The 15949-nt window shown below is 66.6% G+C and carries 17 protein-coding genes; 12 read left to right on the top strand and 5 right to left on the bottom strand.

What is annotated here, in order from left to right; translation table 11 throughout:
• Nucleotides 1–2: 2 nt before the first annotated feature.
• Together ACTPOE_RS06055 and ACTPOE_RS06050 are read left to right on the top strand one after the other, a co-directional pair.
• Complete coding sequence (locus ACTPOE_RS06055; RefSeq protein ID WP_458871301.1) at nucleotides 3–227, top strand: FixH family protein; 225 nt, start codon at nucleotides 3–5, stop codon at nucleotides 225–227.
• Nucleotides 228–256: 29 nt separating this feature from the next.
• Entirely contained in the window at nucleotides 257–508 is a 252-nt protein-coding gene (locus ACTPOE_RS06050) for a hypothetical protein (protein WP_458871300.1), read from the top strand.
• A gap of 301 nt (nucleotides 509–809) precedes the next feature.
• On the opposite strand, the gene ACTPOE_RS06045 is transcribed toward ACTPOE_RS06050, so the two are convergent.
• Nucleotides 810–1487, bottom strand: a complete 678-nt coding sequence (locus ACTPOE_RS06045) for a helix-turn-helix domain-containing protein (protein ID WP_458871299.1) — start codon at nucleotides 1485–1487, stop codon at nucleotides 810–812.
• A 359-nt stretch (nucleotides 1488–1846) separates the two neighbouring features.
• On the opposite strand from ACTPOE_RS06045, the gene nirK reads away from it, so the two are divergent.
• From nirK to thpD, 6 genes are all read left to right on the top strand, one after another.
• Complete coding sequence (gene nirK, locus ACTPOE_RS06040) at nucleotides 1847–3253, top strand: copper-containing nitrite reductase (protein WP_458871298.1); 1407 nt, start codon at nucleotides 1847–1849, stop codon at nucleotides 3251–3253.
• 139 nt (nucleotides 3254–3392) lie between these two features.
• Nucleotides 3393–3929 carry a MarR family winged helix-turn-helix transcriptional regulator gene (locus ACTPOE_RS06035; RefSeq protein WP_458871297.1) on the top strand — a complete coding sequence of 179 codons (537 nt, stop codon included), beginning with the start codon at nucleotides 3393–3395 and terminating at the stop codon, nucleotides 3927–3929.
• Nucleotides 3926–4465, top strand: a complete 540-nt coding sequence (gene ectA, locus ACTPOE_RS06030; RefSeq protein WP_458871296.1) for a diaminobutyrate acetyltransferase — start codon at nucleotides 3926–3928, stop codon at nucleotides 4463–4465. Before ACTPOE_RS06035 ends, ectA begins: the two co-directional genes overlap by 4 nt.
• Nucleotides 4466–4485: 20 nt before the next feature.
• A complete protein-coding gene (ectB, locus tag ACTPOE_RS06025) occupies nucleotides 4486–5793 on the top strand; it encodes a diaminobutyrate--2-oxoglutarate transaminase (protein ID WP_458872768.1) in 1308 nt (435 codons plus the stop codon).
• Nucleotides 5790–6188: an ectoine synthase gene (locus ACTPOE_RS06020; protein ID WP_458871295.1), complete on the top strand. Its 399-nt coding sequence runs from the start codon at nucleotides 5790–5792 to the stop codon at nucleotides 6186–6188. Before ectB ends, ACTPOE_RS06020 begins: the two co-directional genes overlap by 4 nt.
• Before the next feature lie 66 nt (nucleotides 6189–6254).
• Complete coding sequence (gene thpD / locus ACTPOE_RS06015) at nucleotides 6255–7157, top strand: ectoine hydroxylase (RefSeq protein ID WP_458871294.1); 903 nt, start codon at nucleotides 6255–6257, stop codon at nucleotides 7155–7157.
• A gap of 9 nt (nucleotides 7158–7166) precedes the next feature.
• On the opposite strand, the gene ehuA is transcribed toward thpD, so the two are convergent.
• The 4 genes from ehuA to ehuB are packed head-to-tail and all read right to left on the bottom strand — an operon-like array spanning nucleotide 7167 to nucleotide 10251.
• Nucleotides 7167–7982 carry an ectoine/hydroxyectoine ABC transporter ATP-binding protein EhuA gene (gene ehuA / locus ACTPOE_RS06010; protein ID WP_458872767.1) on the bottom strand — a complete coding sequence of 272 codons (816 nt, stop codon included), beginning with the start codon at nucleotides 7980–7982 and terminating at the stop codon, nucleotides 7167–7169.
• Between the two features lie 7 nt (nucleotides 7983–7989).
• Entirely contained in the window at nucleotides 7990–8682 is a 693-nt protein-coding gene (ehuD, locus tag ACTPOE_RS06005; RefSeq protein WP_458871293.1) for an ectoine/hydroxyectoine ABC transporter permease subunit EhuD, read from the bottom strand.
• On the bottom strand, nucleotides 8683–9354 hold the full coding sequence (gene ehuC / locus ACTPOE_RS06000; protein ID WP_458871292.1) for an ectoine/hydroxyectoine ABC transporter permease subunit EhuC: 672 nt from the start codon (nucleotides 9352–9354) through the stop codon (nucleotides 8683–8685).
• An 18-nt stretch (nucleotides 9355–9372) separates the two neighbouring features.
• Entirely contained in the window at nucleotides 9373–10251 is an 879-nt protein-coding gene (gene ehuB / locus ACTPOE_RS05995; RefSeq protein WP_458871291.1) for an ectoine/hydroxyectoine ABC transporter substrate-binding protein EhuB, read from the bottom strand.
• A 525-nt stretch (nucleotides 10252–10776) separates the two neighbouring features.
• Here ehuB and aroG point away from each other — a divergent pair.
• From aroG to glcE, 4 genes are read left to right on the top strand one after another with little or no spacing between them, the layout of a single operon-like run.
• Nucleotides 10777–11868: a 3-deoxy-7-phosphoheptulonate synthase AroG gene (gene aroG, locus ACTPOE_RS05990; protein WP_458872766.1), complete on the top strand. Its 1092-nt coding sequence runs from the start codon at nucleotides 10777–10779 to the stop codon at nucleotides 11866–11868.
• A gap of 49 nt (nucleotides 11869–11917) precedes the next feature.
• Entirely contained in the window at nucleotides 11918–13336 is a 1419-nt protein-coding gene (locus tag ACTPOE_RS05985; protein ID WP_458871290.1) for an FAD-binding oxidoreductase, read from the top strand.
• 16 nt (nucleotides 13337–13352) lie between these two features.
• Nucleotides 13353–14849, top strand: a complete 1497-nt coding sequence (locus ACTPOE_RS05980) for an FAD-linked oxidase C-terminal domain-containing protein (RefSeq protein ID WP_458871289.1) — start codon at nucleotides 13353–13355, stop codon at nucleotides 14847–14849.
• 2 nt (nucleotides 14850–14851) lie between these two features.
• Complete coding sequence (glcE, locus tag ACTPOE_RS05975) at nucleotides 14852–15946, top strand: glycolate oxidase subunit GlcE (RefSeq protein ID WP_458871288.1); 1095 nt, start codon at nucleotides 14852–14854, stop codon at nucleotides 15944–15946.
• Nucleotides 15947–15949 lie beyond the last annotated feature (3 nt).

The raw sequence follows: 15949 nt of genomic DNA, 5'->3' as shown, positions 1-15949 counted from the left end.
CCATGACATCGAAGACACGGGAAACGGAAGGATTGTCCGAAGGCCGGCCCTGGTGGCGGCATCGCTGGCCCTGGCTGCTGATCCTGGGGCCCGCCACAGCGGTGGTCGGCTGCGTGATCACCATCGTGCTGGCATTCCAGTCCTACGGAGATCAGGCTATCATCGATGGCGGGACCCGGCAGGGCCTGGTCGTCACCGCACCCGCGGCCTCGGCGCAGCAGCGCTGAGTTCATCGTTGACGTATGGGAGACGGGTTTTGCGCGCACGCAATCTGATGTGGGTCCTGTGGCCGTCCTTTCTCATGGCGGGAGCCGCGAGCGCGGTCGTGTTCGCGCTGGTCGATCCCCTGGACGTCGTGTTCCTGGGGTATCTGCGGGCCGGCCGCCTCACGGTGTACACCGTGGGCTTCTTCATTTTCTGGATCATGGCGGCCCTGTCCAGCGCGCTGACGCTGCGCATCGCCCCACGCGGAGTGGAACTGGACGAATTCGGCGATCCGGTGGAATAGGGAAGAGACGAATCCGGCCCCCGGCGCCCCGGATTCGCGGCGCCGTGGAGGCGCTGGCCGCCTAGTGTCCTGTCTGGCTAATTCCGATTCTTACCTTCGGCGCCTGGGCTGGCCATGCTGCGTTGCTTGTCCACCTCACCGCTTGCAAGCGGTTCGGATTCGTCAGGCACGGAGCAGTCCGCAGGGACTGCTCCGTGTCCAGATTCATCCTCGCGATAGCACCGGCTATCGCTGCGGTTTGCGCCTTGCCTGACAAGCCCATGCATCCGAATTCAAGTGACCAAACCAACCAGACAGGACACTAGCTGCAGTCCGTGCCCGACAGGGCCTGCAGGGCAGCCATGTCCAGGATGTGGACCTCGCGCTGCTGGACCCTGATCAGCCCTTCGCGGGCGAAGCGCGAAAACAGGCGGCTGACGGTTTCCAGGGTCAGGCCCAGGAAATTGCCGATTTCCTCGCGGCTCATGCGCAAAATGAATTCATAGGGCGAATAGCCCAGCACCTGGAGGCGCTGGGACAGGTTCAGCAGAAAGGCCGCCAGGCGCTGTTCCGAACGCAGGCTGCCCAGCGCCAGCAGCAACTGGTGTGAGCGGCCGATCTCCTTGCTCATCAGGCGGCGCAACTGACGCTGCAGCGAAGGCAACTGGGGCGCCAGCTGGTCCATTTCGTCCAGCCGGATGATGCAGACCTCGGAGTCTTCCAGGGCGATGGCGTGGGAGACCTGACGTTCGCTCATCAGCCCGTCCAGGCCCAGGACCTCGCCCGGCAGTAGAAAGCCGGTGATCTGGACCTGGCCGTTGGCATCCTCGATCTGAGTCTTGATCGACCCGGACCGCAGGCCGTAGACGGCGTCCGCGGCGTCGCCCTGGCGATACAGCGTGCCGCCCTTGGACAGGCGGAAGCGTTCCTTGATCAACTCGTCCATCTTGACCACGTCCTGGCGCGTCATGCCCAGCGGCAGGCAGATGGCATTCAGCATGCAGGTGGAACATCGCGTCGACTCGGGCGCCACAGCAATGCGCCGGGGTGCGTTGATCCTGCGGATCGGCCCGGAGGAAGGAGGGTCAGCCAGCAAAATAGAACCTGCCAAAAAAAAGGAGCTTCAGGGAAAGGCCCCTGATCTCGTGAGGGATTATAAGTTCTTTGCCGGGACATTTGGGGCCTGCACTATCCTTTTCCTGGGGCTTGGCCGTGAAACTTGAGATTTGTCGGCTTTTTCGAGCGGATTTCCCCGTGCTTGGAAGGTCGTTTCCGGATAGTGGGTTGACATGAAAAGTCTCAGCCTACATTATTCAAGCAGAAAATATTTCGTTATCAAATAATCAGGGGAAATCATTCATGAATCTTTTCGGGCGATTGCTGGGCGGCGTCCTGTTGTGCGCGGCCGGCCTGGGGCTGACCGGCGCGGCCTGGGCCGCCCATGATGGCGCGCAGGACGGCGGCCAGATGGTGACCTACAAGCCGGACGTCATTTTCACGCTGCGCACTTCGATCTCCGGCGGCAAGCTGGTGTTCATCGGCGAGCGCGGCGCGATCGCCGATGCGGTCAACCCCGACCTGAAGGTGCCCGAAGGGGCGGTGGTGCAGATCAACCTCGTCAACGCAGACGGGGCCACCCACGATATCGCGGTGCCGGAATTCCATGCGCATTCGGACCAGATATCGGGCAAGAACGCGGCCACGGCCATCGTGTTTCGCGCGGCGAAGAATGGCACTTTCGAGTACCTGTGCACTCTGCCGGGCCACAAGGCGGCGGGGATGGTCGGCAAGCTGATCGTCGGCGAACCGTCCCGGGAGACCAAGGTCCAGGCGCCGCAGATCGCCCATGATCCGTCCGTCGTCGGAACTCCGGTGGGCAAGCGCGGACCGCAGAAGGTCACGGTGGACCTGCTGACCACGGAAGTCGAGGGTCGCCTGGGCGACAACAGCACCTATCGCTTCTGGACCTTTAACAACAAGGTGCCGGGACCGTTCATCCGGGTGCGGGTCGGCGACATGGTCACGGTCAATGTGTCCAATGCCAAGGACAGCACGCACATCCACTCCGTGGACTTCCACGCGGTTACCGGGCCGGGCGGCGGGGCCGCCGTGACCCAGGTGCCCCCGGGCCAGACCAAGTCTTTCTCCTTCAAGGCGCTGCATCCCGGCCTGTTCGTCTATCACTGCGCCACGCCGATGGTGGCCCAGCACATCACCAACGGCATGTACGGCATGATTCTGGTCGAGCCCGAGGGCGGCCTGCCCAAGGCGGACCACGAGTTCTACATCATGCAGGGCGAGCTCTATACCGCCCAGCCGCACGGCGGCAGCGGTCTGCAGGAGTTCTCGCTGGAAAAACTGCTGGCGGAAAATCCCGAGCACATGATGTTCAACGGCTCCATGGACGCTTTGACCAAGGTCTACAACATGGAATCCCGGGTCGGGGACACGGTGCGGATCTTCTTCGGCGTCGGCGGGCCGAACCTGACTTCCAGCCTGCACCTCATCGGCGAAGTCTTCGACCGCGTCTATGACCAGGCCTCGCTGACCAGCAAGCCCCTGACCGACGTGCAGACCACGCTGGTGCCGCCTGGCGGGGCCACGATGGTGGAGTTCAAGACCGACTATCCGGGCCGCTACATGCTGGTGGACCATGCCCTTTCGCGGATGGAGAAGGGCCTGGCCGGCTTCCTGACGGTCAAGGGCAAGGAAGATCCCGCGATCTTTCACAGCGACGAGCCGATCGATCCACATTCGGGGCATTGACCGGGCATCGACCGGATATCCGGTCCCGCCGCGAGAGACCGCTCCTGGCTCACAGGGGCGGTTTTTTTATTCTTGACTCGTATAATTAATAGTCTTATCATTTCAACAGAAATGAATTTTTTGAGGATCTTCCAACACTATGAACACTCAGACGGATGCGCAGCAGGCCTACGACCTGCGGATCCTGCGAGCCTTGCGCCGCATCACCCGTGCCGTGGCCCTGCATTCCCGGCAGCTGTCGGCCTGCAGCCATATCACCGGCCCCCAGCTGGTCTGCCTGCGGACCGTGATCGAGAAGGGGCCGATGACGGCCACGGCCATCAGCCGGGAAGTCCACGTCAGCGCCAGCACGGTCGTCGGCATTCTCGATCGGCTGGAGGACAAGGGTTTGATCGTGCGCGAGCGCGGCCGCGCGGATCGCCGCATCGTGTTTGTCAGCGCGACCGACGCCGGGCGCGAACTGGCGCGGGACACGCCTTCGCCCCTGCAGCAGAAGCTGGCCGAGGCGCTGCAGGCGCTGCCGGAACTGGAGCAGGCCACGATCACGCTGTCGCTGGAGCGCGTGGTGGGTCTGATCGAATCCGGCACGGGGCTGGCTCATGCGGCCGACCCCCAGTCCCCCATGCTGGACGTCCCCGTGGGCGGCGTCGCGCCCGAATCCGGACTGGTGGTTTGAAAACGGCGGGACCGGCACCGAACGGTCGGGCGCGGCTACGCCCGCCGGCCCGCGCGGACGGGCCGGCCCTGCGGAGCCTGGTGGCGCGCTGTCCGCCGCTGGACCTGAATTCCGTCTATCTCTATTTGCTCCTGACGGAGCATTTCTCCGACACCTGCATCCTGGCCGAGGACGAGGATGGCCTGCTGGGCATGGTGTCGGGCTATCGCATCCCCGGCCGGGACGACGCACTGTTCGTCTGGCAGGTGGCGGTGGATCCCCGGGCGCGCGGCCGGGGGCTGGGTCTGGACATGCTGCTGGGCCTGCTGTCGCGCAGGGCGTCGTGCCCGGCGCGCTGGGTCGAGACCACCGTGGGGCCCGGAAACCGGGCTTCGCGCAGGCTGTTTTCCAGGCTGGCCGTCCGCCTGGGCGCCCCGCTGGGCGAAACGGCCCTGTTCGACGCCGCACTGTTCGGCGCGGACACGCACGAGGCCGAGCCGCTGCTGCGCATCGGCCCGTTCACCCCGCCGGCCCCCGAATCGGACCGGACCCCATGAACGATGAGAAGGAGGAACCCATGGACTTGAAAATCTTCGACCGGATGGAGTCTGAAGTCAGAGGCTACGTCCGGTCGTTTCCGGTCATTTTCAGCAAGGCGCGCGGCTCGGAGCTGTATGACGAGGACGGCCGCCGCTACATCGATTTCTTCAGCGGCGCGGGCACCCTGAACTACGGGCACAACAACCCCGTCCTGCGCGAGCGCATGATGGCGTACCTGGAGTCCGACGGCGTGACGCACGGCCTGGACATGGCCACCAGCGCCAAGAAATATTTCATGCAGACGCTGGGCCGGCTGGTGCTCGAACCGCGCGGCCTGGATTACGTGCTGCAGTTCACCGGCCCCACGGGCACCAACGCGGTCGAGGCGGCGCTGAAGATCGCGCGCCAGGTCAAGGGCCGCCAGAACGTCATTTCCTTCACGCACGGCTTCCACGGCGTGTCCGGCGGCTCGCTGGCGGCCACGGCCAACCGGAAATTCCGCAAGGCCGCCGGCGTGGCGCTGGGCAACATCAGCTTCATGCCCTACGACGGCTATTTCGGTCCGGACGTGAACACCATGGCCTACCTGGAGCGCATGCTGGACGATCCCAGCAGCGGGCTGGATCACCCGGCGGCGGTGATCGTCGAGACGGTCCAGGGAGAGGGCGGAGTGAACGTGGCCTCGCGGCGCTGGCTGCGCGAACTGGAGCGCCTGTGCCGGCGCCACGACATGCTGCTGATCGTGGACGACATTCAGGTCGGCTGCGGGCGCACCGGCAGTTTCTTCAGCTTCGAGGCGGCAGGGATTTCGCCGGACATCGTCACGCTGTCGAAATCCCTGTCGGGCTTCGGCCTGCCCATGGCGCTGGTGCTGCTGCGCCGGGAACTCGATGTCTGGGAACCGGGCGCGCACAGCGGCACCTTCCGCGGCAACAACCTGGCGTTCGTCACGGCGGCCCAGGCGCTGGAGACCTACTGGGCCGACGAGGCGCTGAGCCAAGAAGTCGCGGCCAAGGAGCGCCTGGTGCGCGACTGGCTGGAAAACCTGGCGCACAGCTGCCGGGACGCGGGCCTGGGTGTGCGCGGCCGCGGCCTGATCCAGGGCCTGGTCGCGCCGGTGGGCGAAGGCTTGGCCGGCCTGGTCGCGCGCCGGGCTTTCGAGCTGGGCGTGGTGATCGAGACGTCGGGTGCTTACGACGAGGTGCTGAAGGTGCTGCCGGCCCTGACCATCCCGCGCGAGCAGCTGCAGCAGGGGCTGGAGATCGTCGAGCGCAGCGTGGGCGAGGTCCTGGCCGGCGAGGGTCGCCGTTCCCGGACGCTGAAGGCCGCGGGAGGCGGACGATGATCGTGCGCAACGTCAGGGACGTCATCGGGACGGATCAGGAAATCGTCACGGACAACTGGACCAGCCGCCGGGTGTTGCTGTCCTCAGACGGCATGGGGTTCTCGTTCCACGAGACCGTGATCTTCCCGGGTACCGAGACGCACATCCATTACCGTAATCATCTGGAGGCTGTCTGGTGCATCGAGGGCGACGGCGAGGTCGAGACCATCGCCGACGGCAGGAAATACGCCCTGGGCCCCGGCGTGGTCTATGCGCTGGATCGGCATGACGAGCACTGGCTGCGCGGCGGCGAGCGGCCGCTGCGGGTGATCTGCGTGTTCAACCCGCCGCTGACGGGCCGTGAGGTCCACGACGCGTCCGGCGTCTATCCGGCCTCGGAGGCGTCCGGAGCCTGAGGGCCGGCCCCGGCCCGGGTGGCCCGGATGCCCGGGCCGTCCGCATCCGACAGGAGGACATGAAAGATGAAGGATTTTTACGTATCGCGAACGGGGCGGGACGCGGCGCTGATCGCACGCGGCGATCCCGTGGTGTATGACGAAGGCCGCTACGCCGATGCGCTGGATGCGGCGCGGCTGCGGGCTTATGAGCGCGACGGTTTTCTGGTGCTGCCCGGTGTGTTCGATGCCGGCGAGGTCGAGGCGCTGCGCGAGGAGGTCCTGGCGTTGGAGCGCGACCCGGCGGTGCGCGAGGGTGAGGAGGTGATCCGCGAGCCCGGCGGCACGGCGCTGCGCTCGATCTTCCGGGTGCACGAACTGGGGCGGCGGCTGGCGGACCTGCCGCGCGATCCCCGGCTGCTGGACGTGGCGCGCCAGATCCTGGGGTCGGAGGTCTACATCCACCAGTCGCGGGTGAACATGAAGCCCGCGCTCGACGGCAAGGAGTTCTACTGGCATTCCGATTTCGAGACCTGGCACGTGGAGGACGGCATGCCGGCCATGCGGGCGCTGAGCTGCTCGGTGCTGCTGACGGACAACACGGCATTCAACGGGCCGCTGATGCTGATCCCGGGCTCGCACCGGCAATTCGTGGCCTGCGTCGGCGAGACGCCGGAGGACCACTACCGCACCTCGCTGCGACGCCAGGAGGTCGGGGTACCCGATCCGGTCAGTCTGCGCCTGCTGGCGGAGCGGGGCGGACTGGAGGCGGCGATCGCGCCGGCCGGTTCGGTGGTGTTCTTCGATTGCAACACGCTGCATGGTTCGGCCGGCAATCTCTCGCCCTGGCCGCGCAGCAATGTCTTCATGGTCTACAACAGCGTGGAAAACCGCCTGGTCGCGCCATTCCATGGCATGAAGCCGCGCCCCGAGCACATCGCGGCGCGGCGCTCCGCCGAGCCGCTGACGTCGTTGAGGGCAGCCGCCTAGCCTTGCCGCTCAACCGCTGGTCTGGCGGGTCTGGATGAAGGTCTTCAGGAATTCCCGGGTGCGTTCCTCCCGGGGCTCGGTGAATATTTCTTCGGGCGGCGCCTGTTCCACCACCACGCCTTTGTCGAAGAAGCACACCCGGTCCGAGATCTGACGGGCGAATTCCATTTCGTGGGTCACCAGCAGCATGGTCAGGTCGTGCTCCTCGGACAGGCGGCGGATGACGGTCAGCACCTCGCCCACCAGTTCAGGGTCCAGGGCCGAGGTCGGCTCGTCGAACAGCATGATGTTCGGGCGCATTGCCAGCGCGCGGGCGATGGCCACGCGCTGCTGCTGGCCGCCGGACAGCTGGCCGGGAAACTTGTCCGCGTGTTCGGTCATGCCGACCAGATCCAGGTATTCGTGGGCGCGGCGCCCCGCTTCCTCCTTCGACAAGCCCAGCACATGGATGGGCGATTCGGTGATGTTGCGCCGCACCGTCATATGGGGGAACAGGTTGAACTGCTGGAATACCATGCCCATTTCCTTGCGCATGGCGCGCAGGTGGGCCTCTCCCGCGGGGACGGGGCGGCCGTCGCGGTATTCGTGCCACAGGGGCTTGCCGGCCACGTGGATCATGCCCGCGTCGATGGTCTCCAGCGTCATCAGGATGCGCAGCACCGTGGACTTGCCCGAACCCGAGGGGCCGATGATGGTGACTTTCTCGCCCTTGGCCACCTGGAAGTCCAGGCGGTCGAGCACGAGGGCCTCGCCGAAGCGCTTGACGACCTGCTCCATGACGATGATGGGGGAGGCCGGATCGGGTGGGTTCGAAGTGTCGTTCATCATTCGTTCAATGCAGCGGAATGCCGCGCTTGGGCAGGTGCTCGTCCAGGTAGCGCACACCGGCCGAGGCGATCAGAGTCAGGATCAGGTAGAGCGCGCCCACCAGGGTCAGCGGGACCATGTAGTTGAAGCTGCGGTCGCCGATGATGCGCGCGACGTTGAGCATTTCCAGGATGGACACCACGGACAGCACGGGCACGTCTTTCATGATGGATACCAGATAGTTGCCCAGGGCCGGGATGATGCGGGGAATCGCCTGGGGCAGGATGACGACCGCGAAGATGCGCAGGGGGGAGATGTCCAGCGCACGCGCGGCCTCGACCTGGCCCCGGGTGATCGATTCCAGGCCGGCGCGGTAGACCTCGGACATATAGGCGCTGTACTGCACCCCCAGCGCCAGGGCGCCGGTCAGGAAAGCAGGCAGCACCAGCCCGTATTCCGGCAGTACGTAGTACAGGAAGAACAGCTGCACCAGCAGCGGGGTGTCGCGCAGGAATTCCGTGAACACGCGCGCGGGCCAGGAGACCAGCCGGATGCGCACGCTCTTCAGGGCCGCCAGGACCAGACCCAGCGCGGCGCCGACCGCGAAGCCCAGCAGGGTGGCCTCGATCGTGACGACCAGGCCGCGCAGCAGGATGGGCAGGATCGACCAGGCGAACACCCAGTCATTGGCGGTGTTCCATTCGATGCCGAACAGCATTCAGATTCCCCTGACGCGCCAGCGCCCGACGCGGGTTTCCAGGAGGCGCATCAGGCCGGCCAGTACCAGCGCCATGCCGAAATACATGAGCAGCAGCAGGGTGTAGACTCCGACGCTGTCCTGGGTGAAGTTGCGCACGCGCTCGGCCTGGAAGGCCAGATCGCCCAGGCCGATCAGCGACACCAGGGCCGTGTCCTTCAGGTTCTGCACAGCCAGGTTGCAGAAGCTGGGCATCATTTCCGGGACGGCTTGCGGGATGGCGATGCGCCACAGGATCTGGCGCGGCGTGAAGTCCAGCGCTTTGGCCGCCTCGTGCTGGCTGCGCGGCACGGCCTGGATGGCGCCGCGCACGACTTCGGCCCCGTAGGCGCCGATGTTCAGGCTCAGGGCCAGCGTGCCCGCCACCACCGGCGGCAGGCGCAGGTCCATGCCCAGAGCCTGCCCCAGCACCGGCAGGGCGAAGAACAGCCAGAACAATTGCACCAGCAGCGAGGTCCCGCGAAAGATCTCTATCAGGGCGATCGAGGCCCAGCGGCAGGGCTCGGACCTGGACAGGCGGCCAATGCCGAACAGGAAGGAGAACACCGCCCCCAGCAGGGTGGAATACAGGGCCAGCCGGATCGTGACCCAGGCGCCCTGCATCAGGGGGTTCAGGTAGGACAGCCAGTCCATGCGAGGCCCGGATCGTGCCTACCCGGCGCAGAGCTGCGCCGTGGCGCGCTCGAAGGACTGGGTGGCGTCCTCGGCGGAAAAGCCGTAGCCGCTCATGATCTTCTTCCAGTCGTCGGTCTTCTTGAATTTCGCCAGTTCCTGGTTCACGGCGTCGCGCAGGCTGGCCGAGTCCCTGGAAAAGGCGAAGCCGCCCCAGCTGCGCACGGGCTGGCCGTCGATCACCGGATCCTTGAAGTCCCGGGCGGCCTCGGCCCTGCCCTTGCTCTTGGCGGCCAGTTGACCGACGGTGAGGCTGGTGGCCGCGTAGCCGTCCGCGCGCCCGGTGGTCACCGTGGAGATCGCGTCGGCGTTGTTGGCGATGGTCACGATCCGGCTGGCTGAGACTTTCAGGGCCTGCAGGATTTCCAGCTGGTCGGCGCCGGCCATGACGGCGATTTTGTTGTCCGAGGCGGCGAAGCTTTCGTAGTCGTGAATGCCCTTCGGGTTGCCCTTGGCGACCAGCAGGCCTTCGCCGTAGGAGCTGTCCGGCTCGGAATAGAGCACCTGCTCGCAGCGCTGCGGCAGGATGGCCATCTCGGCGGCCACCATGTCGTAGCGGTCGGCCTGCAGGCCCGGGATCAGAGAACCGAACGCCGTGGTGGTCCATTCGATCTTGGCGATGCCCAGGGCCTTGGCGATGTGCTTGGCGACATCCGGTCCGACGCCTTTGGCTTCTCCGTTCAGATCCATGTAGCCGTAGGGGATCTCGTTGGCGACGGCCACCCGCAGCGTGCCGCTTTCGCGGATGGCGGCCAGGTCGGCGGCCTGTACGGTGGTGGTGACCTGGCCCAGGGCGCAGGCGGCGGCCGTGGCGAGCAGCCAGGGTTTCAGCGCGGATTTTTTCGGTGCGGACTTCATCGATGCCTCCTGGATATGTATGTGTGAAATGATCTCTGTGCGAATGATGCATTATAGAATGATTCGTATGCTAATCAATTCACAAGAAGCATTCGAGCGGAGCCGGAGGGGCGCATCGGAGGGACGGAAAAGCGGAAAGAAGCGCGGAAAATCTTTCAGGCATCCCAGGAGCAACTTTCTAGCCGTTGAAGGCATGGGGCGTGCTAGGATCCACTCATCAATTCATGCGGAACGTCCGGATCGCATGGAAAAGGCTGGGGGAGCGTAGGAAATCCTTCGGGCGCGAAAGATCCAGCGGGCCTCGCCGGAGCAACTTTCTTGCCCCGAAGACGGAGACTGTGCTAGGATTCGCCAATGCACTCGATTCCTTATTTTTCCTACTTTTTTACGTTTCCAAAGCCGCTGGTGGAGGAAGGGAATCGCTGTACTGAAAGGTAGACCACACATTCCCGAAAAAGCCGCCGGCGCCGCCAGGCGGCTTTTTTATTGCCGCCCCCGCATCCGGCCCATGAATGGAGCATGACCGTGTCACACAATACCGACGATACCCGCATCCGAGAAATCCGCGAGCTGGCCCCGCCCGCACACGTGATGCGCGAATTTCCCTGCACGGCGGACATTTCCCGCACGGTCCACGATGCGCGGCACGCCATCCACAATATTCTTTACGGTGTCGACGACCGCCTGGTCGTCGTCGTCGGTCCGTGCTCCATCCATGACACCAAGGCAGCCATGGAATACGCCCGCCATCTGGCGCCGCAGCGCGAGCGCCTGGGTGCCGACCTGGAAATCGTCATGCGGGTGTACTTCGAGAAGCCCCGCACCACGGTGGGCTGGAAGGGCCTGATCAACGATCCCGGCCTGGACGGCAGCTTCGACATCAACCAGGGGTTGCGCACCGCGCGCGAACTGCTGATCGACATCAACGCCCTGGATCTGCCGGCCGGCACCGAGTTCCTGGACATGATCACGCCGCAGTACATCGCCGACCTGGTGTCCTGGGGTGCCATCGGGGCGCGCACCACGGAAAGCCAGGTGCATCGCGAGCTGGCCTCGGGGCTGTCCTGCCCGGTGGGCTTCAAGAACGGCACCGACGGCAACACCCGCATCGCCATCGACGCGCTCAAGGCCTCGTCGCAGCCGCACTACTTCCTGTCGGTCACCAAGGGCGGGCATTCCGCCATCGTGTCCACGCGCGGCAACGAGGACTGCCACGTGATCCTGCGCGGCGGCAAGGCGCCCAACTACCAGGCCGAGCACGTCCAGGCCGCGGCCCAGGCCCTGGAAAAGGCCGGCATGCGCCCGCGCGTCATGGTGGACGCCAGCCACGCCAACAGCAGCAAGGACTATGCCCGCCAGCCCCTGGTGATCGAGGACGTCTGTGGCCAGATCGAAGCCGGCGACACGCACCTGTTCGGCGTGATGATCGAAAGCCATCTGGTGGGCGGGCGTCAGGATCTGGTGCCGGGCAAGCCTCTGGTGTATGGTCAGAGCATCACCGACGGTTGCGTGGATTGGGATACGACGGTGGCCGTGCTCGATCGCCTGGCCGCGGCGGTGCGCGTGCGCCGCCAGGCGACCCGTGCGGCGGCGGAGGCGGTCGGCAGCGCCGCCTGAGGCGCGTCGCCCGGCGGGCTCACCGGTTTTCGAGAAGACAGGATCGGATATGGATACCTTGCACATCGCCCAGCGGGCCCGGCCCCTGCCGGATGGATTCCTGGCGGTGCTCCAGTCGCGATTCGGCGAACGCTGCTCCACGGCGCAGGCGGTGCGCGAGCATCATGGCCGCGACGAGTCCCCGTATCCGGCCATGCCGCCCGACGCGGTGGTCTTCGCCCGGGACGTGGACGAGGTCGCCTGGGTGGCGCGCCACTGCCACGACCATGGCATCGCCCTGATCCCCTACGGCGCGGGCTCGTCCCTGGAAGGCCACCTGCTGGCGGTCCAGGGCGGGGTCTGCCTGGACCTGTCGGGAATGAACCGGATCGTGGCCGTGCATGCCGAGGACTTCACGGCCACGGTCCAGGCCGGCGTGACCCGCAAGCAGCTCAACGAGTCCCTGCGGGAGACCGGTCTGTTCTTCCCGATCGACCCGGGCGCCGACGCCAGCCTGGGCGGCATGGCGGCCACCCGCGCCTCCGGCACCAATGCCGTGCGCTACGGCACCATGCGCGAGAATGTCATGTCGCTGAAGGTCGTCACGGCCGACGGGCGGGTGATCGAGACCGCCAGCCGGGCGCGCAAGTCCTCGGCGGGCTACGACCTGACCCGCCTGTTCGTGGGCAGCGAGGGCACCCTGGGCATCATCGTCGAAGTCACCGTGCGCCTGTATCCCCAGCCCGAGGCCGTGTCCGCCGCGATCTGCAATTTTCCGGGCCTGGACGCCGCCGTCAACAGCGTGATCGAGGTCATCCAGATGGGCGTGCCGGTGGCCCGGATCGAATTCATGGACGCCCATGCCGTGCGGGCCACCAACCGCTACAGCCATCTGAGCCTGCGCGAATCGCCGTTGCTGCTGTTCGAATTCCACGGCAGCCCGGCCTCGGTGCGCGAGCAGGCCGAATCGGTGCAGGCCATCGTGCGCGAGCACGGCGGCCAGGACTTCGAATGGGCCGACCGTCCCGAGGACCGCAGCCGCCTGTGGACGGCGCGGCACAACGCCTATTTTGCAGGCCTGCAGTTGCGTCCCGGCTGCCGTTCCAGCACGACCGACGTGTGCGTGCCGATCTCCCGGCTGGCCGAGTGCGTGGGGGAAGCCGCGCGCGAACTGGACCAGGCCAGCTTTCCCTATACGATCGTGGGTCACGTGGGCGACGGCAACTTCCACGTCCTGATGCTGCTCGACCCGGACGATCCGGACGAATGGGCCGAATCCGAACGGCTCAATCAGCGCCTGGTGGCGCGCGCCATCGCCATGCAGGGCACCTGTACCGGTGAACACGGGGTCGGTCTGCACAAACAGGCCTTCATGCGGGCCGAGCACGGTCAGGATGCGCTGGACGTGATGGCGGCCCTGAAGGCCGCGCTGGACCCGCGCAACGTGCTCAATCCCGGCAAGGTCCTGCCGCCGGCGCCGGCCGTCTAGGCCCCCGAGGAATCTCATGGACATCGCAAGCTCCGCGGATGAACGTCACGTCACCGTGCCCGATTTTCCCGGTTTCCTCGCCCGCGTCGCGCGGGACGTGCCGGCGCACTGCATCCTCACCCGGCCCGACCAGACCCGCGTCTATGAATGCGACGGACTGGCCCTGTACCGCGAGCAGCCGCCCGTCGTGGTACTGCCCGAAAACGAGGCCCAGGTCATCGCCATCCTCAAGGCTTGCCGCGAGCACAACGTGCCTGTGGTGCCGCGCGGGACGGGCACCGGGCTGTCGGGCGGGGCCACGCCGCATCCTCAGGGCGTGGTCGTCGGTCTGGCCAAGCTCAACCGCATCCTGCGCCTGGATCCCGAGACCTGCGTGGCCGTGGTCGGCCCCGGCGTGCGCAACCTGGCGATCTCCGAGGCCGCCGCGCCCCACGGCTTGTACTATGCGCCGGACCCGTCCAGCCAGATCGCCTGTTCCATCGGCGGCAACGTGGCGGAAAACTCGGGCGGCGTGCACTGCTTGAAGTACGGCCTGACGGTGCACAACGTGCTGCGCGTGCGCATGGTCACGATCGAGGGCGAGATCGTCGAGCTCGGCGGCGAAGCGCCGGACACCCCGGGACTGAACCTGCTGCAGGCCTTCATCGGCTCCGAAGGCATGCTCGGCCTGGTGACCGAGGTCACGGTGCGCCTGATCCCGCGTCCGCGACTGGCGCGGGTGGTCATGGCCAGCTTCCCCGGCGTCGAGCAGGCGGGCGAGGGCGTCACGCGCGTCATCGCGGACGGCATCATCCCGGCCGGACTGGAACTGATGGACAAGCGTGCGGTGCACATGGTCGAACCCTTCGTCAAGGCTGGCTACGACCTGGAGGCCGAGGCCATCCTGCTGTGCGAATCCGATGGCACGCCCGACGAGGTCGCCGAGGAGATCGCCCGTGTCGAGGCCCTGCTGCGCGAAGCCGGCGCCACCCGCCTGCAGACGTCATCGTCCGAGGAAGAACGCCTGAAGTTCTGGGCCGGGCGCAAGAACGCCTTTCCCGCGGCCGGGCGCATCTCGCCCGACTACTATTGCATGGACGGTACCATTCCGCGCCGCCACCTGGGCAAGGTCCTCGCGGCCATCGCCGGGATGGAAACCCGGTTCGGCCTGCGCTGCTCGAACGTGTTCCACGCCGGGGACGGCAACCTGCACCCCCTGATCCTGTTCGACGCCAACCAGCCCGACGAGGTCGAGCGCGCCGAGGCCTTCGGCGCCGCCATCCTGGAGTTGTGCGTCCAGGTGGGCGGCACCATCACCGGCGAGCATGGCGTGGGTCTGGAAAAGATCAATCAGATGTGCTCGCAGTTCACGCGCGACGAACTGGACGTCTTCTCTGCGGTCAAGCGCGCCTTCGACCCCTACGGGCTGCTCAATCCGCTCAAGCTCATTCCCACGCTGGTGCGCTGCGCGGAATACGGCAGGATGCACGTCCACCAGGGCGACATCCGCTTTCCCGACATTCCCAGGTTCTAATCATGGAATTCGTACTGTCCGAACTTTGCGAGCAGGTCGTGACCGCCCGCGCGGCCCAGCGTCCGCTTCTGATCCGGGGCGGCGGCACGCGGCTCTTCTACGGCGGCCCGCTGCCGCCGGAGGGCGCTGTGTCCTGGCTGGACCTGTCGGTCTATCATGGCGTGGCGAGTTACGAGCCGTCCGAACTGGTGCTGACGGCCCGGGCCGGCACGCCGCTGGCCGAAATCGAGGCGCTGCTGGCATCGCGGGAGCAGATGCTGGCCTTCGAGCCGCCGCGCTTCGGCGCCGCCGGCACCCTGGGGGGCTGCGTGGCCTCGGGCCTGTCCGGCCCGCGCCGCATGGCGGCCGGCTCGCTGGCGGATTTCGTGCTCGGCACGCGCCTGCTGAGCGCCGACGGCAACGTGCTGCGCTTTGGCGGCGAGGTCATGAAGAACGTCGCCGGCTACGATGTCTCGCGCCTGCTGGCGGGATCCTTGGGCGTACTGGGGGCGCTGGTCGAAGTCTCGCTCAAAGTCATGCCCCGGCCGCGCCGCGAGGCCACTCTCGTCCTGGCGCTGGACGAATCCTCCGCCTTGGACCTGTGCCTGCGCTGGCGGTCGCGGCCGTTGCCGGTGTCGGCGACGGCCTGGGTGGCCGATGCCTCGGGTGCCGGCGGAAAGCTGTCGGTGCGCCTGTCGGGCAACGAGTCGGCCGTGCGCCAGGGCCTGGAGGAAATCGGCGGAGAACACCTGCCCGACGAAGCCGCCGGCACCTTCTGGCTGGGCCTGCGCGACCAGACGCATGTGTTCTTTCGCCAGCGGCCCCTGTGGCGCGTCGTCCTGCCCGCCGGCGCGCCCGCGCTGGGTCTTGCTCCCGTGCTGCACGAATGGGGCGGCGGCCTGCGCTGGCTGGCCGGTCCGCACGACGCGGCGGCGCTGCGCGACCGGGTCCAGTCGCTGGGCGGCTCAGCCTGCCTGTACCGGCGCGAGGGCGCGCCCGCCGACGTGCCGACCTTTCATCCCCTGGCCGACGGCGTCCTGCAGATCCACCGGCGGTTGAAGCGGGAATTCGACCCCGCCGGAATCTTCAACGCCCATCGGCTGTACCCGGAGCTCTGAGGA

The sequence above is a fragment of the Castellaniella sp. WN genome (assembly GCF_054457555.1).
This window is presented reverse-complemented; position numbering and strand designations above follow the sequence as displayed.